Here is a 24,300-nt window from a genome sequence, read left to right as displayed (position 1 = left end):
TCGGCCCTGCGTCCGGCCGGTGTAACCCCCTACCCTCGACACAACGCCTTCACCCCTGCAGAATGCCGCAGATGAGAAGGCTGGATCCGCGTTCCCTGTGTGTACTTGCCGCCGGGATCGTGCTGGCAGCAGGATCGGGCGGAATCCCGCCGCCTGCCGCCCCCGCCGCCGGTCCCCCAGCCGGCGGCGCCGAGCTTTCAGCAACAGAAGTCGGCCGGGGACAGCAGGAGCTGGCGAAGGCCCTGCTGGAGAGTCTTGGGGACCCGGGGTGGACGTACCTGGATGGAACGCAGTACGCCGCTACTCCGGTCCCCCGCGCCGTTCCCTGCCCGGCTGAGGGGACCGGTCCCAGCCGGCACAAACTCACGACGGAGTTCAGCGGACCGGCCCCTCCTGCTCCGGAACGCGCCCGAGACCAGGCCCAGCAGGCACTCAGGGCAGCCGGAGCCGAAATGCTCTCGGCGCTGATCCCCGGCCCCGGCGCCCCGCCGGAAACGGACTTCACCTTCCTCGGTGCCTATGCCGGAAGCACTGTGCGGTACTCGGCCAACGAGTACCGGCAGCTGCTGGAAATCAGCAGCCAATGCTCCTCGGGGCTAGGCCTTACGCAGCTGAAGCTCGACTTCCTCCAGTGAAAGCCCGCGGGTCTCCGGCAGGTACCGCTTCACAAAAAGCGCCGCACAAAGGCCCAAGCCAACAAAGATGAAGAACGTGCTGGAGATCCCCAGCGCCGACATCAGCATGGGGAAGGAGAAGCCGACGGCAAAATTCGCCATCCACTGCACAAACACCGAGATCCCCACGCCCAGCCCCCTGACCCGCAGCGGGAAAATCTCGGAGAGCATCAGCCAGGTCACCGGGGAAACGGCACCCTGCTGGAATGCCAGGAACAGCACGGTCATGGACAGAACGGTGAAACCGCGGACCGGGCCCTCCGGCAGCAGGATCGATGCGACGCCGATGATGGCGAGCGTGCTGGAGGTGCCGATGAGACCGGTCAGCAGCATGGGCCGGCGCCCCACCTTGCCGAGCAGCCAGATGCCAAGGAGGGCCGCACCGACGGAGACCACACCGTTGGCAATGTTGGCGGTCAGCGCAGCTTCGGTGCCGAAGCCGGCATCGGCCAGGATCTGCGTGCCGTAGTAGATAATCGCGTTGACGCCGGTGATCTGCTGAACGATGGAGAGTCCCATCCCGATTAGCAGGACCCGCAACAGCCAGGGTTCAGCGAAATCCTTCAAGCGGCCGGTGCGTGTAGGCAGGCCGCCCGCCAGTGCCTTGGCCTCCTCATACTCCGCCTGCGCGTCTTCGGCGCTGCGGATCCGCTGCAGCTCGGTAAGCATCTGCGCATAACGGCCCTTGGAACCGAGCCAGCGGGGGCTTTCCGGCACGAAGTTCATCCCGACCCACAGTGCGATGGCCGGCAGGGTCGCAACCAGCAGCATCCAGCGCCAGACGTTGCCTTCCTCGCCCCAGAGGTTGCCGATGACGGCGTTACAGACGAACGCCGCCAGCTGCCCGCTGACGATCATCAGCTGGTCCCGGGTCACCACCTGGCCGCGGCGCGCTGCCGGCGCCAGCTCCGCCAGGAACATCGGGACGACGGCGGAGGCGCCACCCACGGCCAGGCCGAGGACCACACGGGCCAGGACCATCAGCCCCACACCGGGAGCCGCAGCGGTGCCCACCGCTCCCAGCAGGAAAACCCCGGCCAGGATGATCAGCAGCCGCCTCCGGCCGAGCCGGTCGGCGAGCTGTCCGGCGCCCAGCGCGCCGAAGGCTGCGCCGAACAGCAGGCTGGAGGTGATCAGGCCTTCGGTGAATGGGGTCAGACCGAGATCGTCCTGCATGTACGGCAGGGCACCATTGATCACCCCGGTGTCATAGCCGAAGAGGAAGCCGCCCAGGGTGGCAATCCAGGTTGCCCGGCGGAGCGCATTCCGGTGACCGGCCGCAGGTACGGAGGAGACGGTGGGAGTTCGGTGCATGGTGTTCTTTCGTACAGTGAGACGCACAAAACCCCCGTGCACCGGAGTTATCCGGACACGGGGGTTGTGCTTGAGGGAGCCTACAGAGCTGCGAAAACCTCGCGCAGCAGGTCAGCGGTCTCAGACGGGGTCTTGCCGACCTTCACGCCAGCAGCCTCGAGGGCTTCCTTCTTGGCCTGGGCGGTTCCAGCGGAACCGGAGACAATGGCGCCGGCGTGGCCCATGGTCTTGCCTTCGGGAGCCGTAAAGCCTGCGACGTAGCCAACAACCGGCTTGGTGACGTTGGCCTTGATGAACTCTGCGGCACGCTCTTCTGCGTCGCCGCCGATTTCGCCGATCATCACGATCGCCTTGGTCTCGGGGTCAGCTTCAAACGCCGCGAGGGCATCGATGTGCGTGGTGCCGATGACCGGGTCTCCGCCAATGCCGATGGCAGTGGAGAAGCCGAGGTCCCGGAGTTCGTACATCATCTGGTAGGTCAGGGTGCCTGACTTGGAGACGAGGCCGATCGGGCCCTTGCCGGTGATGTTGGCGGGGGTGATGCCCACCAGGGCTTCGCCGGGGGTGATGATGCCGGGGCAGTTCGGGCCGATGATGCGGGTCACCTGGTTGCCGTCGGCGTCCACCTTGGACTGGGCGTGTGCCCAGAATTCGGCGGAGTCCTGGACCGGAACACCTTCGGTGATGACCACAACGAGGCCGATGCCGGCGTCGATGGCTTCAATCACCGCGTCCTTGGTGAAGGCCGGCGGAACGAAGACGATCGAAACATCGGCTTCGGTCTTGTCGATGGCTTCGGCAACAGTGCCGAAAACGGGCAGTTCGACGTCGCCGTGGGTCACGGTCGTGCCGGCCTTGCGGGCGTTCACGCCACCGACAACCTGGGTTCCGGCCTTGAGCATCAGGGCGGTGTGCTTGGTGCCTTCGCCGCCGGTGATGCCCTGAACGATGACCTTGGAGTCCTTGTTCAAGTAGATAGACATATGTGAATTCTCTTTCTGGGGGTCGGCTCGGTCAGCGAGCTGCGTTGGCGAGCTCGGCAGCCTTGTCGGCGCCGTTGTCCATGGTGGTGGCGAGGGTAACCAGCGGGTGGTTGGCCTCGGCCAGGATGCGGCGGCCTTCTTCGACGTTGTTGCCGTCCAGGCGGACAACCAGCGGCTTGTTGGCCTCGTCGCCGAGGATCTCCAGCGCCTTGACGATGCCGTTGGCCACGGCGTCACAGGCGGTGATGCCACCGAAGACGTTCACGAACACGGACTTGACCTGCGAATCGTTCAGGATGACGTCCAGTCCGGCTGCCATCACGGAAGCCGAGGCGCCGCCGCCGATGTCCAGGAAGTTGGCGGGCTTGACGTTGCCGTGCTTTTCGCCGGCGTAGGCCACAACATCCAGGGTGGACATAACCAGGCCTGCACCGTTGCCGATGATGCCCACTTCGCCGTCCAGCTTGACGTAGTTAAGGTCGTTTTCCTTGGCCTTGGCTTCCAGCGGGTCCGCGGCGTCCTTGTCCTCGAGCTCGGCATGGCCGGGCTGGCGGAAGTCGGCGTTCTCGTCCAGGGAGACCTTGCCGTCCAGGGCGACGATGTCGCCGGCGCCGGTCTTGACCAGCGGGTTGACCTCAACCAGGGTGGCGTCTTCCTTGACGAAGACGTCCCAGAGCTTGATGATCGCGTTGATGACGCCTTCGCGGAGTTCCGGTGCGAAGCCTGCTGCGTCGACGATTTCTTCGGCCTTGGCCTGGTCGATGCCGACGGCCGGGTCCACAGCGACGCGGGCCAGGGCGTCGGGACGCTCCACTGCCAGCTGCTCGATCTCCATGCCGCCTTCAACCGAGCACATGGCCAGGTAGTTGCGGTTTGCGCGGTCCAGCAGGACCGAGAAGTAGTATTCCTCGGCGATGTCGGCACCCTGGGCAATCATCACCTTGTTGACGGTGTGGCCCTTGATGTCCATTCCGAGGATGTTGCTGGCGTGCTCGAAGGCTTCGTCAGCGGTCTTGGCTACCTTGACGCCGCCGGCCTTGCCGCGGCCTCCGACCTTAACCTGAGCCTTAACGACTACAACGCCGCCGATCTTCTCGGCAGCAGCTTTGGCTTCTTCAGGAGTGTGCGCCACGATTCCGGCAAGCACGGGTACACCGTGCGCCTCAAACAGATCGCGCGCCTGATATTCAAACAGGTCCACGGGCTAGTGTCCTTCTACGTCGAAGTAGGTTTACAGTCGATCAGCTGATCGGGGAGCAGATGCGTGAAGCCGGGCTGCTCCAAAGGAACTTTAGTCCCTTGGCGCCGGAGGCCCCTCACAGAGTACCGCTTTAGTGATGAAGCGCACAGTTCTATGGTTTGTAGAAAAAGGCGTCCTTCCGCTATGGCGGCAGATGGCCAAAAGGGCCCGTCACCCTTCCTTGGTGAGCGGCGCATAGCGCAGCAGCAGGCGCTTTTCGCCGACGTCGAACTTCACCTTCGCCACCGTTTTATCCCCGGTTCCTTCCACCGAGAGCACAGTGCCGTGGCCGAACGAAGTGTGGTTGACATTATCCCCCACCACCACGGAGATAACTTCCTTCTGCGGCTGCACACGGCCCATTGCCTTAGCCACCGGTGCGGCTGAAATGTTGCCGCCGGTACCGCCTCCCATGGAGGACGGCGCCCCGGCACCCCAGTGCGAACCGCTGTAACGGCTGGAGGTGATACTGCCTCCGCCGCCCCAGGCCGGCCGTTCCATGCCTTCGCGCTTCCACTCGATCAGCTCCGGGGGAACCTCGCCCAGGAACTGGCTGGCCGGGTTGTACTGGCTCTGCCCCCACATGCTGCGCACTTCCGAGCGGGTCACGTAGAGCCGTTCGCGGGCCCGGGTGAGCCCGACGTACGCCAGGCGGCGTTCCTCGGCCAGCTCGGCCGGGTCGGTGGCGGAGCGCTGGTGCGGGAAGATGCCCTGCTCCATGCCGGTCAGGAACACCACCGGGAACTCCAGCCCCTTGGCGGTATGCAGCGTCATCAGGGTGACAACGCCCTGGCGCCGGGACTCTTCCACCGCAGCGGCGACCTCCTCCGCGGATCCTTCCGGGGCGTCCGGAATCTGGTCGGCATCGGCCACCAGGGACACCTGTTCCAGGAATTCGGACAGGGTTCCTTCGGGGTTGTCGCGTTCAAATTCCCGGACCACGGCGACGAGTTCCGCGAGATTTTCCACCCGGGACTCGTCCTGCGGATCGGCGCTGGAGCGCAGCTGGGCGAGGTAGCCGGTTTGTTCCAGCACGGCTTCCAGGGCCGCGGAGGCACCGGAGCCGGATGCTACTTCAGCGAGGTCGTCGATCAGCTTGACGAAGCCGTTGACGGAGTTCAGCGAGCGGGTGGCCAGGCCGGGCGCTTCTTCGGCCCGGCGCAGCGCTTCCATAAAGCTGATCCGCTCGCGTTCAGCGAGGGCGGCCACGGAGTACTCGGCGCGGTCGCCGATCCCGCGCTTGGGTTCGTTGAGGATGCGGCGCAGGTTCACGACGTCGTCCTGGTTCGCCAGCACCCGCAGGTAGGCCAGCGCGTCCTTGATTTCCTTGCGTTCGTAGAACCGGGTGCCGCCGACAACCTTGTACGGCAGGCCTACCCGCACCAGCACATCTTCGAGCGAACGGGACTGGGCATTGGTGCGGTAGAAGATGGCAACGTCGCCCGGACGCAGGTTCTCCTCGTCCTGCAGCCGGTCGATCTCCTCCGCGATGAACCTGGCTTCTTCGTGTTCATTCTCACCGACGTAGCCAACAATCTTGGCGCCGTCGCCCTCCGCGGTCCAGAGCTTTTTCTCCGGCCGGTTCGGGTTGCGGGAGATCACCGCGTTGGCGGCGGTGAGGATGGTCTGGGTGGAGCGGTAGTTCTGCTCCAGCAGGATGGTACGGGCGGAGGGGTAGTCCTTCTCGAAATCCACAATGTTGCGCACGTCCGCGCCGCGGAAGGCATAGATGGACTGATCGGAATCGCCCACCACGGTGAGTTCGGCCGGCGGAATATCCAGCTGCCCCTCCCCCGGCACGCCAACGAGTTCGCGCACCAGGGCGTACTGGGCATGGTTGGTGTCCTGGTACTCGTCGACCAGGATGTGGCGGAAGCGGCGCCGGTAATACTCAGCTACGCCGGGGAAGGCCCGGAACATATAGACGGTCTGGGCAATGAGGTCGTCGAAGTCCATGGCGTTGGCCTGGCGCATGCGCTGGGTGTAGCCGGTGTAGACCTGGGCGACTGCCTGTTCGAAGGGATCCGAGTAGTTGGCGCTCGAGGCGTAGGACTCGTCATCGATCAGTTCATTCTTGAGTCCGGAGATCTTGTTCGCGATGGCCTTGGGCGCAAACCGCTTGGGATCCAGGTCCAGCCCCTTCGCCACCAGGGTGATCAGCCGCAGAGTGTCCGCGGAGTCGTAGATGGAGAAGTTGGAGTTCATCCCCACGGCTTTTGCCTCGCGGCGCAGGGTCCGCACGCAGGAGGAGTGGAAGGTGGAGATCCACATGGTTTTCGCGACGCCGCCCACCAGGGACTCGATGCGTTCGCGCATCTCTGCGGCGGCCTTGTTGGTGAACGTGATGGCCAGGATCTGTCCGGGGTTGGACCGGCCGGTCGCCATCAGGTAGGCAATGCGGTGGCTGAGTACCCGGGTCTTGCCGGAGCCGGCGCCGGCCACGATCAGCAGCGGCGAACCGGCGTGCTTGACCGCTTCCTCCTGCTGCGGGTTCAGGCCGCGCAGCAGGTCCGCTGCCCGCGCATCGTCGACGCGCGGAGACCGCCCAGCGTGGGTGGTGCCGTGGCCGCCGTGGGCCGGCGGTTCAGGCGTGACGGCTTCGGGAACGGCGGCGCCGCCGCCGTGGGCGGTGTCCTCCTTGGCGGCCCCAGGGGCGGTCTTGGACTTGCCGGGCGTGGAGAAGTACGGATCAAAGAGATAGTCCATGGTGCGTTTAAGTCTAGGTGCTGCCCCGGACATTTTCCCGGAGAGCGCTCCGGGTGCGCGAATGCGCCCGGTACGGGCGCCTAGTTCCCGGCCAGAAGCTGCTGGATTTCCCGAACAGCGGTCGCCGGACCGGCAATGTGCCAGCGGAAACCGTGGACCTCCTGAATGGCGGTGGCGCCCCCGGCAGCTTCGACGATGGCCTTGCCGGGCAGCCAGTCCCACTCCGGGCAGCTGTGCTGGAACCAGGCCCCCAGCGCCCCGGTTGCCACCGAGCCAAGATCGCAGGAACCGGAGCCGAGCATCCTGATCGTGGCCGCTTCCTTCGCCGCCTGAATCCAGGGGCCGGCGACTTCCCCGCGCTGCAGCCAGGTGGGGTGCAGATACGTGCCGGCGCTGAGCCGCCCCAGTCCGGCGTCGGTGAGCGCGGGCAGCGGCTCTCCATTCAAGGTGGCAGCCCGGCCCGGCCCGCCAAGCCACAGCTTGTCCTCCTGCGGCTGGTAAATGGCGCCCAGCAGCACGTCCGGAGCAGGGTCGGGTAACTCGGCAGTGTCGGCGCGAAGGGCAAGCGCGGAGCACCAGTAGGTGGACCCGGACAGGAAGTTATAGGTGCCGTCCACCGGATCAATAACCCAGGTCCGGCCGGAGGTGCCTGCATGGCTGGCGCCTTCCTCACCGATGATCCCGTCCTCGGGACGCAGCCGGCGCAGCGTGTCCACGACGAGTTTTTCGGCAGCGTGGTCCGCCGCCGTGACGACATCGGACACAGAGGTTTTCTGCGTGCCGGTTACCCCTTCCTGCCGCATCCGGTAGGCCAGTTCACCGGCCTCGCGGACGAGGCCGGCGGCCAGGACAAAGTCAGATTCTGTGGCAGGCGCGCTCATGCTGCCAACCCTATCCGGCTCCGCAAGGGGCCGGGGAGGCAGTATCGACTCTCCGCCATACTGTTGTTATGGGAAAAACTCCGGCACAGCGCGCAGCTAAGCACGGCGATAACGCCGTCAACCCTGCCGCCACACAGCCCTCCGCCAACGAAACCACGCAACGGACGCCGCAGCAGGCCAAGAACAACGCCAATCTGCTCCTGATTGCCGCAGCGGCGACCGCACTGTTTATGTTCTGGTACTACCACCTGCTGGTGCTGGATCAGATGACCCAGCTGTCAGGAGGCCTGGCCATGCCTGACTCGCTGATCGGCGGGTACGGGATGGATCATTTGGCGGCGCTGCGCTCGGCCCTGGACGCTGATGCCCTCGGCCAGCTCAGCTATGTCCATAAAACGGCGGGGACGCTGTTTCCCCTGATTTTCGGCTTCGCCTGGCTGCTCATCATCGGCCTCAACACCCAGCGCAAGGCACTGCGCTGGGTGCTGTGGACCGCGCCGATCCTCTTCGCGATCGTGGATCTCTGGGAGAACGTCGCCATTGACAATGTCCTTGGCGCCGCCGAGCTGTCAGCCGGTGATGCCGGACTGGCCAGCGTGCTCACGGTCGCCCGCTGGGTCCTGCTCGGGCTGAGCCTCGTGGCGTCCGTGGTTGCGGTTTTCAGCTCCCGGACGGCCCGGCCACCAAAACTTGTCACCCAGGACAAAGGCTAGGGCCGGCACCACGACGGTCCGCACCACCAGGGTGTCCAGCAGGACACCGATCGCCACGGTGACGCCCACCTGGGTCAGGGTGACCAGCGGCAGGACACCAAGGACGGCGAACACGGCGGCCAGCAGGATGCCGGCGCTGGTGATCACGCCGCCGGTGGACCGCAGCGCCGCGAGCATGCCCTTCCGGGTGCCCAGCGTGGCTGCGTTCTCCCGGGCACGGGTGACCAGGAAGATGTTGTAATCAACGCCGAGTGCGACCAGGAACAGGAAGCTGTAGAGCAGCGTCAGGGTGTCCAGGGCGGGGAACCCGAGGACGTTCACGAACAGCAGCCAGCTCACGCCGGTGGAGGCGAAGAAGGTCAGCAGCACCGACGCCACCAGCAGCACCGGGGCAACCAGGGAGCGCAGCAGGATCAGCAGCACCAGGAAGACCAGGACGATCACCAGGGAGACCACCAGGATGATGTCGTGGGTGTTGGCCGCCAGCTGATCAACCCGCTCAGCCGCCTCGCCGCCGACAATTCCCTCATATTCCGGATGCTCGCCCAGATCGGTACGCAGCTCCTCAATGAAGGCGTTGGCCTCCGCACTGCCGGCTTCGTAGCTGCTCACCAGGTCGATCCGGGTCAGGCCGTTGTGTTCCGAGGCCACCGTGGCGGTTTCAACGCCGTCCAGTCCGCCGAGTTCCGCGGCAGCCGCGTCAGCGCTGTCCGAATTCACCAGCACGGTCACCGGCGAGGTGGAGCCGGCGGGGAACCCGGTGGCCAGGGTTTCGGCCGCCGTGACAGCCTGCGGCTTTTCAGTGAACTGCTCGTTCTCGCTCAGACCGATCTTGGCGCTGAAGAGGCCGGAGGCCATCACCAGCAGGACGACGACGGCGATCCCGGCGATGGTCTTCGGCCGGCGGGCCGTCGCTTCGCCCAGGCGGCCCCAGAACTTGCCCTCGCGGGCAGCGTCGCCGACCTTCGGGACGAAGGGCCAGAAGAGCTTCCTGCCCAGCAGCACCAGGGCCACCGGCAGCAGGAACAGTGCGCTCAGGATGGCGAACACGATTCCGACGGCCGCGGAGAAGCCGAGTCCGCGGTAGCTCAGGGTGTCCGTGAAGAGCAGGGTCAGCAGGGCCAGGATGACGGTGCCGCCGGAGGCAATGATGGCCTCGCGGGTGCGGCGCAGGGCCACACCCATGGCTTCAAAGACGCTCTCATACACACGCAGTTCTTCGCGGTAGCGGGCAATCAGCAGCAGCGCATAGTTGGTTGCCGCACCGAACACCAGCACACTGGTGATGCCGACGGCGGAGGGGTCCACCTCGATTCCGGACACCGGGGCCAGGAAGTCCACCATCCGCAGCGCGAGCTGCTCCACGGCTGCCACGATCACCAGCGGCACCATCCAGAGCCACGGCGAGCGGTAGGTGATCAGGAGCAGCAGTGCCACTACGGCGGCCGTCACGGTCAGCAGGGTGAAGTTGGCTCCGGAGAAGACTCCGGCGAGGTCGGCGGTGAAGGCCGCTCCGCCGGTCAGCTCCGCGCTAAGACCATCGGGAGCCGCTGCGGAAATCGCTTCGCGCAGGCTTTCCACTTCGGCGCCCACGGCGTCGCCGTCGTCGCTCGCTGCCTGGAGCGTGACCGGTACCAGCGCCACCAGCCCGTTGTCCGAAACGATCGGCGGAACCTGTGCCGGCGGCGTCGATACCCCGGCCTGTGCAGCTGCGGCGCTGATGTCCGCGAGAGCCGCGCGGTCGGCGTCGTTCATGGCGGTGCCGTCGGTGCGGGATACCACGATCAGGGCGGTCGACTGCTGGGCGTCGGGGAATTCCTCCAGCAGTTCCTGCACCTGGGTGGTCTGGTACTTATCACTGAGGCCGCCTACGGTGGAAGCCTCGTTTTCCTGCACGGGGAGCGAGAAGAGCCCCACTATCACCGCGAGGCCAATCAGCAGCGTGACCCACGCTGCCCTGGCCGAGCGAACTATCCCTGCGTGCATCTGCTGTCTCCTGTGGGGCTTGGAAAAAGTAACTAGAGAACAAAGTATCTCTCAAATAGAGATACTTCAAGGTGAAGCTACTATGGGGACCGTGGACAGAAACGAGTTGAGGCGGGAGATCGTCAACGCCGTACGGGGCCTTGGCCTGGACGGCCAGCAGGTGGCGGACGCTTTCGCGCACAGCCATGGGCTGAACTCCACCGATATGCGCGCCCTGACCCTCATCATGGAGGCGGAAACCCGCGGCGAACCGCTGACCGCGGGCCGGCTGAGCAGCCTGCTGGGAACCTCCACCGGCGCGACGACGGCGGTGATTGACCGGCTGGAGCGCATCGGCCACATCCACCGGTCCCGTTCCGAACAGGACCGGCGGAAGGTCACGCTGCATTTCGAAGCGCTGGCCCGTCAGCTCGCGGGAGCCTACTTCGGCCCGCTCGGCGCACTGGCCAGCGAGGTCATGGACAGGTACACCGAGCCCGAGCTGCAGGCAATTCATGGCTTCCTCACCGGCATGCGCGAGGCCTACACCAAGCATTTGCACGCTCTGGAAGAGCAGTCCCGGAGCTAGGCCCGGCCACGAACCCCCGCCCCTGCTGCCACTGCGGCTGCCCTCCGGACGCGCCGCGGCCTGAACGGCACCCGCGGATGAAAACAGGTAAGCTGTTTATCGCTGCCAGCCAACGGCAGCCACGCCTCCGTAGCTCAGTAGGATAGAGCGGCCCTCTCCTAAAGGGCAGGTCGTCGGTTCGATTCCGGCCGGGGGCACTTTTTTGTTTCCGGACTCCGGCCGGGTTCGGTCTGTCCGGGCGGCCCGGTCGGCGCCTCAGGAGCAGTTGAACAGACTCCCGCCGGAAGTGGGGCCGGGGGCGGCCTTGCCCTGCATCCAAACCGTCACGGTCTTACCGCCCCCCACGTACTTTGTGCTCACGTCCTCCTGGCCACGCAGCTCCAGCATCGGCAAATCTGAGCAGGACCAGCCGGGAGCCAATGTGACGCCGTTATTGCTGTCTGCAAGGTTGGCGTTCACCTTGAAGCCGGAATCCGCGAGGTTGAGCGCGAGCTGCCATTCGGTGTCCTCGGACTCTGACGGGCTCTTGATGGTGGCGTAGAAGTTATAGGAGTTGAGTTCGGGATAGCCCCAGGCATCGACCCGCACGTCCGTCACTTCGCAGGTTTTGGTGCCTGTCGGATCGTTCAGGACAGTGCAGCTCACCATGGGGGCAGCAGCAGGCGGCACGTACGTCCAGATTCCGGGGATACCCCAGGTGCCGATGGTGAGAGCTGCACCGGCGACATCGGCGGGGGTATAGGTGGACACCGCCACCGTTGCCGTGCCGCTGGAATCCGCCGCCAGCGTGGTGTTACCGGCAGCCACAGCGGCGCCGTTCTTGTCGAACAGTGTCAGATCGAGCTCACGGCCTTCACATGCAGCGCCCAGGCCGGCCACCGTCACGGTGGATGCCTTCCCAGCAGCGGCCGTGCCGTTGGTTACGGTGACAGCGGGAGTACACCGCTCGGCGACAGAGGCGCTCGTGACATTCCCCTGGAGGAGGGGCAGCTGTGCGGCTGCCCCCGGATGCACGGCGAAAACCATCAATATCACGAGAGCGGCGAGGAGCGCCGCCGCAGCCAGCGGTCCGCGGCGTGACGCCGCACGCAGGTACCCGTGACGGTTCAGTACAGAACTCCTTCCTTTTGCGCGGGCAGCGGCTCAGTGCGTGGGCCTGGGCCTGGGCCTGGACCTGGCCACAGAAAGAATGCTGCGGCAAGAATGATCAGCGATCCCCAGATGTATGGGTTCCCCAAGCTGTAAAGGATGCTCCCCAGCTGCGGGATGTGCACCGTGGCGATACCGGCGATTTGTGAATTGTCCGGGTTCCACGGGTCGAGGAAGTCATTGTTGTCCCCCTGCAGGGTCCACCCTGCCCCACTGTCCCCGCCGACAATCCGGTGGATCACCTGTGCACCGCCTGTGTCCGCCGGGCTGTACACAACGACGTCACCGACGGAAGGCTCTCCACAGCGGGACCACACGAGGTCGCCGGTGGAGTAGGTGGGCTCCATGGACTGCCCCGAGACGATCGTCAAGGTGCTGCACCCGCCGAGCGAGGACGGCCAAAGAAAGTAGGCCAGGCCGGCGATGAAGGCCACCAGGACGGCGCCGGTGGCAAATGACCGGAGCCGGCGTGCTCGGGGCACGCCGGCGGCCGTCCGGCGACCGGAGGCAGGCCCGGCCTTAACACTGCGGTTAGGAGTGGATGACAACCGCAACGTTGGAGACCTCATTGGCCGGCACACCGCTGAGCGGAACCGTGACAGAGGAACCGGAGACGGTCCCGGTTGCCTCTGCGCCGAGCGTGGCACCGTCGGCATCGGACAGCGTGACCTTGTACTTGAGGCCTTCGCATCCCGGCGAGATGGAGGAAAGGTTCAGGCTGGAGGCCTGATAGCCGGCATCTGCCCCCGGAACGAAGCTGCTCTCGAAGTTGACGCCGATCGGAGTCCCCTCATCCTGGCAGCTGGCGACGACGGTCGTCCCGGCGCCAAGGCTCCCGGTGCCGAGGTTCAGCTGAGCAGCGGCGGCAAGGGACAGCCCCGCTGCACCGACGACGGCGAGGGCGGCTGCAGCGGTCTTACGGACATTGCGCTTGTTGCTGGTATTGCGGATATCGGTAGAAGGCATGTAGTCACTCCGTGTTCGAAAGGGCGCTCACTTCAGGAGCGCGCAGACAAACTCCGACCACGCCGGAACTGCCGGCCGGGCCGCCCGGGCCCTGGGCCCGGGTCAGAGACCACCGCGGCAAGGTGAATCACCTATTGGTCCGACGCTACAAATATTTATAAAAAATCTATGCGAATCATGCAAATAGCCAGCGGCCAGCCTCTGCCCGGGGACTTCCAGAATCCCCGGGCAGAAGTCCCCGGAGGCTCCGGCCGCTCTTAGGCCGTGGCCCCTGACGAGGCATTTGACGAGGTACCGGTACCCGGAACGCCGCCACCGGCGTCGGCGGTAGTGTCAGACTCCGCGAACTGGGTCCGGTACAGCTCCGCATACCGGCCGTCCTGCGCCAGCAGCTGCGTGTGTGTGCCCTGTTCGGCGATGCGTCCGTCCTCGATCACCAGGATCCGGTCCGCGTTGCGGATCGTGGAGAGCCGGTGCGCAATAACGACGGCGGTACGCCCCTGAAGCGCTTCGGTCAGGGCGGCCTGGACGGCCGCCTCCGACGTGGAATCCAGCGCAGCAGTCGCTTCATCGAGGACCACGATGCGCGGCTGGGCCAGAAGCAGGCGGGCAATGGTCATACGCTGGCGTTCTCCGCCTGAGAGGCGGTATCCGCGCTCCCCCACCATGGTTTCCAGCCCATCCGGAAGCGACCGGATGAGCGGCTCAAGCCGCGCCCGGCGGAGGGCATCCCAGATGTCCTGTTCGCTGGCCTCCGGATTGGCGAGCAGCAGGTTGGAGCGGATGCTCTCGTGGAAAAGGTGCCCGTCCTGCGTGACCATGCCCAGGGCGGAACGCATGCCCGCGAAGCTGAGGTCCCGGACGTCCGTCCCGGAGAACGTGACGGCACCGGCGTCGACGTCGTAAAGCCGGGAGAGCAGCTGGGCAATCGTCGACTTCCCGGCTCCGGAACTGCCCACCAGGGCAACCGTCTGGCCGGGTTCCACCCGGAATGAGACTCCGTGCAGCACATCTTCCCCGCCCCGGGTGTCCAGGACCGCCACGTCCTCCAGGGATGCGAGGGAAACCTTGTCCGCCGTCGGGTAGGCAAAGCTCACCTCGCTGAACTCCACACCCAGCGGCCCGGCCGGCACCGGGGCCGGCTGTTCCTTCTCTCGGATCAGCGGCTTGAGGTCGAGGATTTCAAAGACCCGCTCAAAGCTGACAACCGCGCTCATGATCTCCACCCGGGCATTGGCCAGCGAGGTCAACGGGGCGTACAGACGGGTCAGCAGCAGCGCCAGGGTCACGACGTCGCCCGCATTCAGCGTCCCGGTCATGGCCAGGTAGCCGCCCAGCCCATAGACCAGGGCCAGCGCGAGGGCAGAGACCAGGGTCAGTGCCGTCACGAAAATGGACTGCATCATCGCTGTCTTCACGCCGATGTCCCGCACCCGGGCGGCGCGCACTGCGAACTCGGTGGATTCCTGGTCCGGCCGGCCGAACAGCTTCACCAGGGTGGCTCCCGGAGCGGAGAACCGCTCGGTCATCTGGGACCCCATGGAGGCGTTGTGGTTTGCCGCTTCCCGGCGGAGCGCAGCCAGCCTGCCGCCCATCCGGCGTGCCGGAATGAGGAAAACAGGCAGCAGGAGCATCGCCAGCACCGTCACCTGCCAGGAGGTCGTGAGCATCACGATCAGGGTCAGCACCAGCGCCACAACGTTGCTGACCACCCCGGAGAGGGTGCCGCTGAACGCCTGCTGCGCGCCAATCACATCGTTATTCAGCCGGCTGACCAGCGCACCGGTGCGGGTGCGGGTGAAAAAGGCGATCGGCATCCGCTGCACGTGGTCGAAGACGGCGGTCCGCAGGTCCAGGATCACCTGCTCGCCGATCCGGGAGGAGAACCACCGGGTGGCCAGTGAAACGCCGGCGTCAGCAACGGCCACCACGGCGATCAGGCCCGCCAGCCACAGCACCCTGTCCACGGCCGTTCCCGCGACAATCGCATTAACTACTTCGCCGGCCAGGACCGGCGTTGCGACGGCCAGGAACGCCCCGCCGGTGGAGAGCAGCAGGAACCCGATGAGCTGCCGCCGGTAGGGAGACGCGAACGCGAGGATCCGTTTCAGCGTTTCCCGGGAAATCTTGTTGTCTGATCCTTTGGCGGTGGAGATCTTGTAGAGGGAACTCCAGGCCGCGCCTTCCATACTCATATGACGGTTTCCTTACGTAACGGCACCCTCCAGCTTAGGCGCTGGCGCAGTCCATCCACTGCGGGGCATAACGGCCTGGTCCAGCGGCGAATTCCCAGGCGCAGACACGCGCGTCATCTGTGTCCACTACCACGGGAAACCGGGCTTCTGCTGGGATACACTGCAAACGGTCCGCAACCGGCCGGACACACAGAACGAAAGGCACCTATGCCTACGGCGCCGACCTCCCAGGGCTCCTTCACGGACAGCCGCAGCGATGACCTCCCGGCGCTGGTGGCGGTCAGTGACTCCGGCCTTCGGGCGGCGGTTGAGGAAGCACTCTCGCTGGCTCAGCTGCGTCCGGTGTCCGCCGGCAGCGGGCCGGATTCCACGTTTCCCGTCCTCGCCGTCGTTGACACCGCAGCCGTGGAAGCCGCCGGACCGGATCTACGCAGGTGGCTGCTTCCGTCTGCCGAGGGGTCCGGGCCCCCGGTCATCCTGATCACGCCCGGTGAACTGCTCGACGTCGAGGACATGGTCCGGCGCGGGATCACCGATTTTGTGCTCAGCCCCCTCACGGGCAATGAACTCGCGTATCGGGCCGCCCTGATCCGTGCGGAGTCGCTGGCCCTGCGCCGGCGCCGGGAAGCCAACAACCTCCTGCGCGGAAAAACACGGGTGATCTCGGCTGCAGTGCGCGCCACGAACGACCCGGACATCATGGCTGAGGCTGTGGTCTCCGGCCTGGGCGATGCCTTTGGGGCGGACCACGTTCTGCTGACCATTTTCCCGGATGAGCGGGTGCCGGAGCTGAAGAACACCTGGAGCCGTCCGGGTGCGGAAGCCTCCATTCCTGCTCCGGATCCCGAGCAGGCAGCCGCCGTTGCCGATCTTTTGTGGGACAGCGGCAAAATGCTTGCAGCGCGGGACCACCGTGACCCGGAGTGTGACACCCATCCCATTCTCCATCCGGCACCCCTGGCTGCGGGGCTGCGCACGTCCGTGATCGTTCCGCTGGGCCACGGTGACCGTCCCTTCGGCATTATCTGGCTGGCGGGAGAGAACGCGGCCCGCATCTGGACGCCCACCGAGCTCGCTCTGATCCAGCACGTCAGCGGCAACCTGGCCCACGGTTTGGTCCAGGGGCACCTGATTACTGCGCAGCGGACCGTCCTGACCCGGCAGCGGGAGCTTGACCGGGAGAAAACGGACTTCGTGGCAACTATCAACCACGAGCTCCGGACCCCGCTGACCTCGATCACCGGTTACCTGGATCTGATCCTGGATGGCTCCGGCGGCGGGATCTCCCCCGAGACCGCACAGATGCTGGAAATCGTGGGCCGTAACGCCAACCGGCTCAACCACCTCATCGGTGATCTGCTCACCATCTCGCGCAGCGACGCCGAAGAAGTCCGGCTGGACGTGGAGGAAATTGTCCTGCAGGATCTGCTGGAACAGGTCATCGCTTCTCTGACACCTGCTGCAGCGAGCCGCAGCATCGACCTCTCGCTGGCTTGTGAGGACGAAGGGCTTCGGCTGGACGGGGACAGGGAACAGCTGGAACGGGTCTTCACGAACCTGGCCTCCAACGCGGTGAAATTCACCCCGGTCAACGGCTCGGTCCGGCTGCTTGCGGACCTGGTTCCGGGCACGGACGGTGCACCGGCAATGGTGCGTGTCCGGGTCCAGGATACGGGCATCGGTATTCCGGCGGAGGACCAGCCCAAGCTGTTCAGCCGGTTCTTCCGGGCTTCCAACGCGACGGCTGCGGCTATCCCCGGCACCGGGCTGGGCCTGGCAATCGTCCAGGACATGATCCACCAGCACGGCGGGCGGATCACGCTGAAGTCCGCCGTGGGCGAGGGCACCTGCGTAGAAGTACTGCTGCCCAGCGGCTAGGCGTCCGCCCCGGCGCCGGCGGTCACTGAAGACTTCGCCTCAATGCGCTCCGGGAAGGCGTAGCAGTTCAAGGATGTCCCGCGACTGAAGCCCACGAGTGTCATCCCGGCATCCCGGGCCAGGTCCACGGACAGTGCAGAGGGCGCCGAGACGGCTGCGAGGACGGGAATACCCGCCAGCTGCGCTTTTTGAACAAGTTCAAAAGACGCCCTGCCCGATACCTGAAGCACGGTCCCACGCAGCGGCAGAAGTCCCGCGCGCAGCGCCCACCCCACCACTTTGTCCACCGCATTGTGCCGGCCGACATCTTCCCGCAGGCACAGCAGCTCGCCTTCGGCGCTGAACAATCCCGCGGCATGCACGCCGCCGGTCTTCTCAAAGAGTGCCTGGTGGTCACGGAGCTTGTCCGGCAACGAGGCCAGCACCTCGAGCGGAACCCGGACGCCGTCGTTGGCGACGTCGAAATGCGAAGACTTGCGGACTGCCTCAATGGACGCCGTTCCGCAGATGCCGCAGGAACTCGATGTGTAGACGTGCCGTTCCATGCCGGTGTCCGGAAGCGGGGTCCCGGGGCGCAGCTGGACGTCGACGACGTTGAACGTCTGCTGCCCTTCCTCGTCCACCCCGGCGCAGTAGCGCAGGCTGATGAGCTGCCCGGCCTCCCAGATGACTCCCTCAGAGACCAGGAAACCTGCCACCAGGTCGAAATCGTCGCCGGGGGTCCGCATGGTCACTGTGAAGGACCGTCCCTCGAAACGGATCTCCAGTGGTTCCTCACCTGCTAATACGTCATCGCGCCGGCTGATCGTGCCATCCGTGCGGAAGCGCGTGACGCGGCCACGCCGTGAAACCCGTCCCATGCCATAGCTCCTTGATAAGTCCTAGACTGGCCCTAGCAACAGACTAGGTGATTTCCTACACAAGGACGTGGTGGCTGTGCCAAGCAAGGCTCCGAAAGATGGAATCGACGAATCCCAGCTGCGGATCGGTGAACCGAAAACCCATGCTGTCGGTCTGCCGGCCGTCATCAATTCCCTCCGCCTCTCCTTCGACCAGATGGGGCCGCTGCGCAGTGCACAGACGCTGCTGCAGGTTAACCAGAAGAAGGGCTTTGACTGCCCCGGGTGCGCCTGGCCTGAGGGAGACAAGCGGCATGCCGCGGAATTCTGTGAAAACGGCGCCAAGGCCGTCGCGGAGGAAGCCACCAAGCGCCGGGTTCCGCCGGAGTTCTTCGCCCGGCATTCGGTAGCGGACATGCTGGCGAAGGACGACTACTGGCTGGGCCAGCAGGGCCGTCTCACCCACCCCATGCTGCTCGACGCCGGCGCTGCGCATTACCGCCCGGTCACCTGGGACGATGCCTACGACATCATCGTCGAAGAGCTCGCGGCCATGGACTCTCCCGACCAGGCCGTGTTCTACACCTCCGGGCGCACCTCCAACGAGGCAGCGTTCCTCTACCAGCTGATGGTCCGGGGAATCGGCACCAACAACCTGCCGGACTGCTCCAACATGTGCCACGAGTCCTCCGGTTCGGCCCTCACCGAGACCCTGGGCATCGGCAAGGGCACCGTCAGCCTGGACGACGTCCAGAGCTCGGAACTCATCATCGTGGCCGGACAGAATCCCGGCACAAACCATCCGCGGATGCTCACGGCCCTGGAACGCGCGAAGAAGAACGGGGCCACCATCATCGCGGTGAACCCGCTGCCCGAGGCCGGGCTGCTCCGGTTCGACAACCCGCAGAAGGCATCGGGCCTCCTGGGCACCAGGTTCGGCGGCGGCACCCAGCTCGCTGACGACTTCCTGCAGATCCGCCTCGGTGGGGACCAGGCACTGTTCCAGGGCCTGGGCAAGTACCTGCTGGAGCAGGAGGAAGAGCACGGCAACGTCTTCGACCACCAGTTCATCAACTCCTACACCGACGGACTGGACGGGTACCTTGCGGCCATCCGCCATGTGTCCTGGGAAGAAATCTGCAAGGCCAGCGGCCTGACCCGTACCCAGATCGAGTCGGCCGGAGCGCGCATGATTGCCGCGAAGTCCACCGTGGTCTGCTGGGCCATGGGCCTGACCCAGCACAAGCACTCCGTGCCCATGCTCCGCGACGTCGTCAACGTCCTGCTGCTTCAGGGCAACATGGGACGTCCCGGGGCCGGTGTCTGCCCGGTCCGTGGCCACTCCAATGTCCAGGGTGACCGGACCATGGGCATCTTCGAGCGGATGCCCGAGGCCTTCCATGACCGGCTTGACGGCGAGTTCGGCTTTGCGTCCCCGCGCAGGCACGGTTTTGACACCGTCAACGCGATCCGCGCCATGCGGGATTCCAAGGTCCGCGTATTTATGGCCATGGGCGGGAACTTCATCCGGGCCACGCCGGACTCCGACGTCACGGAAGAGGCCCTGCGCAACACCGCACTGACCGTGCAGGTATCGACGAAGCTGAACAAGTCACACCTGGTTCACGGGCGGCGGGCGCTGATCCTGCCGGCACTTGGCCGCACGGACAGGGATGCCCAGGCCGGCGGCGACCAGCGGGTCACCGTGGAGGACTCCATGAGCGCGGTCCACGCCTCCCAGGGCAGGCTGGACCCGCCCGGGCCGCAGGTACGGTCGGAGGTCGCCATCGTGTGCGAGCTCTCCGAGCGGCTTTTCACCGGGACCCGGGCTCCGTTCCGCTCGAACGCCCCGAAGCTGGACTGGATCGCCGCCCGGGCTGACTACTCGGTGATCCGCCGCCACATCGAAAACGTGATCCCGGGCTTTGAAGGATTCGAAGGCAAGCTCAAGCGCGGCGGCGGAGGATTCGTGCTCCCCAACGGCCCGCGGGACGGCCGCAAGTTCGCCACGGCCACCGGTAAGGCCCGTTTCACGGCAAATGAGCTGCAGTACCCGAAGGTTCCCGAAGGCAGGCTCATCCTGCAGACACTGCGTGCACATGACCAGTACAACACCACGATCTACGCCAAGGACGACCGTTACCGCGGCATCTACGGCGGGCGCCGCGTTGTGTTCGTCAACGCCGAGGACCTGGCTGCGGCCGGCCTTCAGGACGGAGACCTGGTCGACATGGTCTCGGAGTACGAGGACGGCGTGGAGCGCAGGGCAGAGGGTTTCCGGGCCGTCGCCTACAGCACGCCCGTCGGCTGTGCTGCCGCCTACTACCCGGAGGCGAACGTGCTGGTGCCGCTGGACTCCGTCGCCGATGTCAGCGGCACCCCCACCTCCAAGTCGGTGATTATCCGGCTGGAGCCTGCCGCACCTGCCATGGCAGGGGAAGCGCGGTAACTGTCTCATCCGCGGTGCAGCCGGCTTCGGGGATCACCATTACGGCGTCGGCGTCCGCCAGGCCGCGGAGCATCCCGGAACGGTAATACTGCGACGGCACGGAGCGTCCGTCCTGGATCCGGCTCGGAACCAGCCGGGTCCGGCCGGGCAGCGGATCGATGTCGACGCCGGCCAGGACGTGGCGCTCCCTGGGGAACTCCTCACCCCGCAGCCCGGCCAGCAGCGGCTGCAGCACGGTGAACACTGCCATCATGGCAGCGAGGGGGTTCCCGGGCAGCGCCACAACGAACCGTCCGTCCGGCAGGCGGGCCAGCAGGGTGGGATGGCCGGGACGCATCGCGATCCCGTCGATCAGCAGTTCAGCATCAACTTCGCTGAGCGCACGCCGCAGATGGTCTGCAGCGGAGGTCCCCGTGCCGCCGGTGGTCACCAGCACGTCCCCGGAGGACATGGCCAGCGATGCTTCGTCGACGGCGTCGGTGCTGAGCGCGGCAATAACGTCGTCCAGCCGGTCGGCGAGGCGGCAAACGGCGTCGACCCGGCCTCCCAGCATGCCGATCAGCTGCGGCATCTGCGGCCCGAAAGTGTCCCGGACCTGGCCCGAGTCCGGCAGCCCGGCTTCGATCACTTCATCACCGGTCAGCAGCAGGGACACGCGCGGAGCACGCAGCACTGGCAGGGTGTCGTGACCGCAGACAGCGGCCAAGGCAATATGCGCCGGGTTCAGGACTGTCCCGGCAGGAATGACGGTCTCCCCCGCTGCTGCTTCTTCTCCTGCCGGCCGGATGTGCTCTCCCGGGCGTGGCTCGTCGCTCCGGGCCGAGGGCCCCGGAACCAGTGTTGCGGGTTCCTCCGTGCTCAGCTGGCCGTGTTCTGAACGCAGGACGGCTTCTCCTCCCGCAGGAACCAGTCCGCCGGTAAGGATGGGTACCGCTTCGCCGGGCTGCAGCGGCCGGCGGCCCGACTCTTTGTGGATCTGCCAGCGTTCGTGCTCGGGTTCCTCGGAGCTGACGATTTTCCAGGGCGGCGGGCCGGCCACGGCCCAGCCGTCCATGGCCGAGGAGGCATAGTGCGGAACCGGCTGGAGAGCGGGGGCATCCACCGCCAGGGTCAGCCCCAGTGCCTCCGCGAGCGGGACGGTCTCAAACGGCAGCGGACGGGCCGCTGCGTAGGCCGCTTTGCGGGCCTGGTCCCAGGAGGTGTTGGGCTGCAGCGGAAGGATTACCGGCACCGGCCCGTTCACTTGCCTGCCTCCGGAGCGGCGGCGTCGCATTCCCGTTGGGCCGCGCGGATAGCCGCGCGCATGGCGAGGTTCTCGTCGGCTTGTCCGCTGCCCGCGGCCAGGCCGGCGGCGAGGCCCGCGATGAACGTCGTCAGCGGCGCCGCTGGACGGACAACGTTATGGGCTGCTGCCGCCGCGAGGTCCAGGACGGCGTCAATGTCGACTGCTGTTCCCTCAAGCTCCAGGGACCGCAGCAGCTGCTGCGTCCAGGCCTCAAGCGTTTCCTGCTGGCTTCCCATCATGGCTCCTTTTGTTCCTGGGCGTCGCTGCGGAACCGGCAGGGTCTCAGGCAGTGCGGTTGCCCGGCCTGATCCCCCACTTTCCGGCATCAGCCCAGGTGTCCACATCAGCGGTGCTTCCCTCCGGCACGGCAACCACTCTCCACTGCACCCTAGCAAGGAGGCGGAACATTGATAGATTCTCCAGGCTGCCGGGCTGTCCGCCCACGGCAGTGCGCAAGTCGCCGGTCCGGTACAGGGCTGCCAGGGGCTGCAGTGAACCGCTGCTGTCCTTCGCCATGATGGACTGGCCTGCTTCACCGGCGGCCTCGGCAAGAAGCGCCCGGACAGCGCCGCCGGCGTCGGGCATGTCGCATGCCAGCACCAGGGTCCAGGGCGGCGCCGGATCGCCGGCACCGGGGACAGGCTCAGCGCTCCCGGCGGTATCGGTGCCGTAGAGGGCGGTCACGGCAGCCCCGACGGCGGCAGCGGGACCCGCGAAGGCCGGCTCCTCGCGGACAAAGAAGCAGTGCGGGGGTACGGCGTGCAGGGCAGCTTCCAGCTGTGCGGGCCCGGCGATGGCGACGCTGCGGGCCTGGCGGACAGTGCCCAGCGTGCGTTCGAGCAGGGTTTGTCCGTCAATCCGGAGTTCGGCCTTGGGCACTCCACCCAGCCGCGAGGACCTCCCGCCGGCAAGGATGATGGCGTTGAAGGCGGGTGGCTGGGCGGCGGCAGGCGCCATCAGGCAGCCGTATCGCCGAGGAAAGGACTCCATTGCGCCGCCGGCTGTTCGAGTTCACGGATCTGCCAGCGGGCACCGATCGGCGGCCGTGGCGTAAACCGCAGCTTCCAGCCGAGCTGGTTCAATGTTTTGTCCCCCTTGTTGTTGTTGCAGCGCAGGCAGCACGCGACCAGGTTCTCCCAGCTGTCTTCACCACCCCGGGATTTGGCCACTACGTGGTCCACGGTCGATGCCTGTTTGCCGCAGTAGGCGCAGGAATGACCGTCGCGCCGCAGGACCCCCCTGCGGGTGGCAACGGTCTCCGCACGGTAGGGAATGTTGACGTAGCGGTTTAGCAGGATGACCGAGGGCCGTCCAAAAACATCGGCCGGGCTGACCACCGGCACGCCGCTCTCGGCCAGCACGCTCGCTTTCCCGGTCAACACCAGGACCAGCGCGCGCCGGAAGGTGACAACTGCCAGCGGTTCGTAGCCCGCATTCAGAACCAGCGTTCGCATGCACGTTCCTCTTCGCCTGCCCGCGGGCCCGGCGAGAGAAAAAGTTCACCGGCACACTGCGGTACTTCGAATCTTCATTGCAAGGGTAAGCCGGGACCGGGGATTCCCGCTATTTATCGGCCGCGAAACTCCGGATGCGCTGCACCCCTGTGTGCCGGAAGCAGCAGGAAACAACAAAGGACCCTCCCACAGGGGAGGGTCCTTTGGCGAACTGTGTCAGGTTCTGGGTTTGCTGCTAGCCGCCTACGCGGATGTATACGCCGCCGGAGCCAAGCTCGGCCGGAGCAACAACCGTCTGGTTGCCGAAGAAGCCACCGTGGACGGCCTGTCCGTTGCCCACGTAGACAGCAATGTGGGCCATGCCCATGCCGCCGTCTGCGTAGTAGATCAGGTCGCCGGGAATTGCTTCAGCGGCACTCAGGGTGCGGCCGAGGGAGAGGTAACCCGCCGGCCATCCGTGGAAGTTGATCCCAGCTGCTGCCAGCGCGTTTGTCGCGAGCATGGTGCAGTCCTGCATCACGCCGAGCTGGGCGTAGGCAGCTGCTGCGATGGTGGCGGCGGTCCCGGAGGAGGCAGCCGGGGCAGCGGAAGCCGCCGGAGCGGCCGCTGCCTGGGCCGTTGCCGCCTGGGCCGGAGCATCGGCTGCAGGGGTGTTGATTTCCTGCGACTGCACGGTCACGGTCTCGGCTACAGGCGCTTCGGCCACAATAACGCCCGGGACCGGAGCGAACTTGAGCTCAGGGCCTACGGCATCTGCGGGAACCTGCAGCGGAATGGAGGACAGATCCAGCTTGCTGGTCTGCACATCGCGGGACAGTTCCGGTGCCGCAGCATTTGCGGCGACGCCGGTGCTCAGCACCAGCCCGGAGGCGGCGGCGATAACGGCGGCCTGGCGGCCCACCGTTCCCGCATTGGAAGTGACGGCGTCGGCCAGTGCAGTCAGCGAGCTGGTGCGCTGGACGGGCGCACGGTGACGGGCGCGCTCAGTTGTCGAGGTCATGACGGTGTGCTCCGTTTATC

20 protein-coding genes, 1 tRNA gene and 1 pseudogene are annotated in these 24,300 nt (G+C 66.1%); 6 read left to right on the top strand and 16 right to left on the bottom strand.

From position 1 onward, the window contains the following. Nucleotides 1-71 precede the first annotated feature (71 nt). A complete protein-coding gene (locus ArtHe_RS00580) occupies nucleotides 72-635 on the top strand; it encodes a hypothetical protein (RefSeq protein ID WP_248318285.1) in 564 nt (187 codons plus the stop codon). Here ArtHe_RS00580 and ArtHe_RS00575 read toward each other — a convergent pair. From ArtHe_RS00575 to ArtHe_RS00555, 5 genes are all read right to left on the bottom strand, one after another. Continuing rightward, complete coding sequence (locus ArtHe_RS00575) at nucleotides 597-1,988, bottom strand: sugar porter family MFS transporter (protein WP_248318284.1); 1,392 nt, start codon at nucleotides 1,986-1,988, stop codon at nucleotides 597-599. The genes ArtHe_RS00580 and ArtHe_RS00575 overlap by 39 nt on opposite strands. An 80-nt stretch (nucleotides 1,989-2,068) precedes the next feature. Continuing rightward, nucleotides 2,069-2,971 carry a succinate--CoA ligase subunit alpha gene (gene sucD, locus ArtHe_RS00570; protein WP_066301718.1) on the bottom strand — a complete coding sequence of 301 codons (903 nt, stop codon included), beginning with the start codon at nucleotides 2,969-2,971 and terminating at the stop codon, nucleotides 2,069-2,071. Between the two features lie 31 nt (nucleotides 2,972-3,002). Then, entirely contained in the window at nucleotides 3,003-4,172 is a 1,170-nt protein-coding gene (gene sucC / locus ArtHe_RS00565) for an ADP-forming succinate--CoA ligase subunit beta (protein ID WP_066301721.1), read from the bottom strand. 210 nt (nucleotides 4,173-4,382) lie between these two features. Beyond that, a complete protein-coding gene (gene pcrA / locus ArtHe_RS00560; RefSeq protein ID WP_248318283.1) occupies nucleotides 4,383-6,917 on the bottom strand; it encodes a DNA helicase PcrA in 2,535 nt (844 codons plus the stop codon). Between the two features lie 80 nt (nucleotides 6,918-6,997). Further along, entirely contained in the window at nucleotides 6,998-7,798 is an 801-nt protein-coding gene (locus tag ArtHe_RS00555) for an inositol monophosphatase family protein (RefSeq protein ID WP_248318282.1), read from the bottom strand. A gap of 68 nt (nucleotides 7,799-7,866) precedes the next feature. Between ArtHe_RS00555 and ArtHe_RS00550 the strand changes: the two genes are divergently transcribed. Next, complete coding sequence (locus ArtHe_RS00550; RefSeq protein ID WP_248318281.1) at nucleotides 7,867-8,511, top strand: hypothetical protein; 645 nt, start codon at nucleotides 7,867-7,869, stop codon at nucleotides 8,509-8,511. A 24-nt stretch (nucleotides 8,512-8,535) separates the two neighbouring features. Here the strand turns inward: ArtHe_RS00550 and ArtHe_RS00545 are convergent. Beyond that, nucleotides 8,536-10,497: pseudogene (locus ArtHe_RS00545) on the bottom strand (MMPL family transporter); the annotation flags it as partial. Between the two features lie 82 nt (nucleotides 10,498-10,579). Here ArtHe_RS00545 and ArtHe_RS00540 point away from each other — a divergent pair. After that, nucleotides 10,580-11,065: a MarR family transcriptional regulator gene (locus ArtHe_RS00540; protein WP_248318280.1), complete on the top strand. Its 486-nt coding sequence runs from the start codon at nucleotides 10,580-10,582 to the stop codon at nucleotides 11,063-11,065. A gap of 123 nt (nucleotides 11,066-11,188) precedes the next feature. Further along, nucleotides 11,189-11,262, top strand: a tRNA-Arg gene (locus ArtHe_RS00535). A 58-nt stretch (nucleotides 11,263-11,320) separates the two neighbouring features. Here ArtHe_RS00535 and ArtHe_RS00530 read toward each other — a convergent pair. The 4 genes from ArtHe_RS00530 to ArtHe_RS00515 all read right to left on the bottom strand — a co-directional run bounded on the left by ArtHe_RS00530 (nucleotide 11,321) and on the right by ArtHe_RS00515 (nucleotide 15,375). Continuing rightward, entirely contained in the window at nucleotides 11,321-11,950 is a 630-nt protein-coding gene (locus ArtHe_RS00530; protein WP_248318279.1) for a hypothetical protein, read from the bottom strand. Between the two features lie 221 nt (nucleotides 11,951-12,171). Further along, a complete protein-coding gene (locus ArtHe_RS00525; RefSeq protein ID WP_248318278.1) occupies nucleotides 12,172-12,696 on the bottom strand; it encodes a S24/S26 family peptidase in 525 nt (174 codons plus the stop codon). Nucleotides 12,697-12,745: 49 nt separating this feature from the next. Next, entirely contained in the window at nucleotides 12,746-13,180 is a 435-nt protein-coding gene (locus ArtHe_RS00520; RefSeq protein WP_248318277.1) for a hypothetical protein, read from the bottom strand. A 257-nt stretch (nucleotides 13,181-13,437) separates the two neighbouring features. After that, nucleotides 13,438-15,375 (bottom strand): ABC transporter ATP-binding protein, encoded by a 1,938-nt coding sequence (locus ArtHe_RS00515; RefSeq protein WP_248318276.1) that lies wholly within the window; start codon nucleotides 15,373-15,375, stop codon nucleotides 13,438-13,440. Between the two features lie 207 nt (nucleotides 15,376-15,582). On the opposite strand from ArtHe_RS00515, the gene ArtHe_RS00510 reads away from it, so the two are divergent. Next, the gene (locus ArtHe_RS00510; protein WP_248318275.1) at nucleotides 15,583-17,253 is read left to right on the top strand and encodes a GAF domain-containing sensor histidine kinase; all 1,671 of its coding nucleotides are present in this window, start codon (nucleotides 15,583-15,585) and stop codon (nucleotides 17,251-17,253) included. Here ArtHe_RS00510 and fdhD read toward each other — a convergent pair. Further along, a complete protein-coding gene (gene fdhD / locus ArtHe_RS00505) occupies nucleotides 17,250-18,113 on the bottom strand; it encodes a formate dehydrogenase accessory sulfurtransferase FdhD (protein WP_248318274.1) in 864 nt (287 codons plus the stop codon). The two genes, ArtHe_RS00510 and fdhD, sit on opposite strands and share 4 nt — an antisense overlap. A gap of 76 nt (nucleotides 18,114-18,189) precedes the next feature. On the opposite strand from fdhD, the gene ArtHe_RS00500 reads away from it, so the two are divergent. Further along, complete coding sequence (locus ArtHe_RS00500) at nucleotides 18,190-20,541, top strand: FdhF/YdeP family oxidoreductase (protein ID WP_248318273.1); 2,352 nt, start codon at nucleotides 18,190-18,192, stop codon at nucleotides 20,539-20,541. On the opposite strand, the gene ArtHe_RS00495 is transcribed toward ArtHe_RS00500, so the two are convergent. The 5 genes from ArtHe_RS00495 to ArtHe_RS00475 all read right to left on the bottom strand — a co-directional run bounded on the left by ArtHe_RS00495 (nucleotide 20,492) and on the right by ArtHe_RS00475 (nucleotide 24,280). Further along, the gene (locus ArtHe_RS00495) at nucleotides 20,492-21,772 is read right to left on the bottom strand and encodes a molybdopterin molybdotransferase MoeA (protein ID WP_248318272.1); all 1,281 of its coding nucleotides are present in this window, start codon (nucleotides 21,770-21,772) and stop codon (nucleotides 20,492-20,494) included. The two genes, ArtHe_RS00500 and ArtHe_RS00495, sit on opposite strands and share 50 nt — an antisense overlap. Nucleotides 21,773-21,780: 8 nt before the next feature. After that, on the bottom strand, nucleotides 21,781-22,065 hold the full coding sequence (locus tag ArtHe_RS00490) for a DUF6457 domain-containing protein (RefSeq protein WP_246168688.1): 285 nt from the start codon (nucleotides 22,063-22,065) through the stop codon (nucleotides 21,781-21,783). A 43-nt stretch (nucleotides 22,066-22,108) separates the two neighbouring features. After that, the gene (locus ArtHe_RS00485) at nucleotides 22,109-22,783 is read right to left on the bottom strand and encodes an NTP transferase domain-containing protein (RefSeq protein WP_248318271.1); all 675 of its coding nucleotides are present in this window, start codon (nucleotides 22,781-22,783) and stop codon (nucleotides 22,109-22,111) included. Further along, nucleotides 22,783-23,280 (bottom strand): HNH endonuclease, encoded by a 498-nt coding sequence (locus ArtHe_RS00480; RefSeq protein ID WP_248318270.1) that lies wholly within the window; start codon nucleotides 23,278-23,280, stop codon nucleotides 22,783-22,785. The genes ArtHe_RS00485 and ArtHe_RS00480 overlap by 1 nt, the downstream gene beginning before the upstream one ends. A gap of 235 nt (nucleotides 23,281-23,515) precedes the next feature. Beyond that, the gene (locus tag ArtHe_RS00475; protein WP_248318269.1) at nucleotides 23,516-24,280 is read right to left on the bottom strand and encodes an NlpC/P60 family protein; all 765 of its coding nucleotides are present in this window, start codon (nucleotides 24,278-24,280) and stop codon (nucleotides 23,516-23,518) included. Between the last annotated feature and the right edge of the window lie 20 nt (nucleotides 24,281-24,300).

Origin of the sequence: Arthrobacter sp. Helios, from assembly GCF_023167125.1 — a bacterium.
In the GTDB taxonomy this organism is placed as follows: domain Bacteria; phylum Actinomycetota; class Actinomycetes; order Actinomycetales; family Micrococcaceae; genus Arthrobacter_B; species Arthrobacter_B luteolus.
This window is presented reverse-complemented; position numbering and strand designations above follow the sequence as displayed.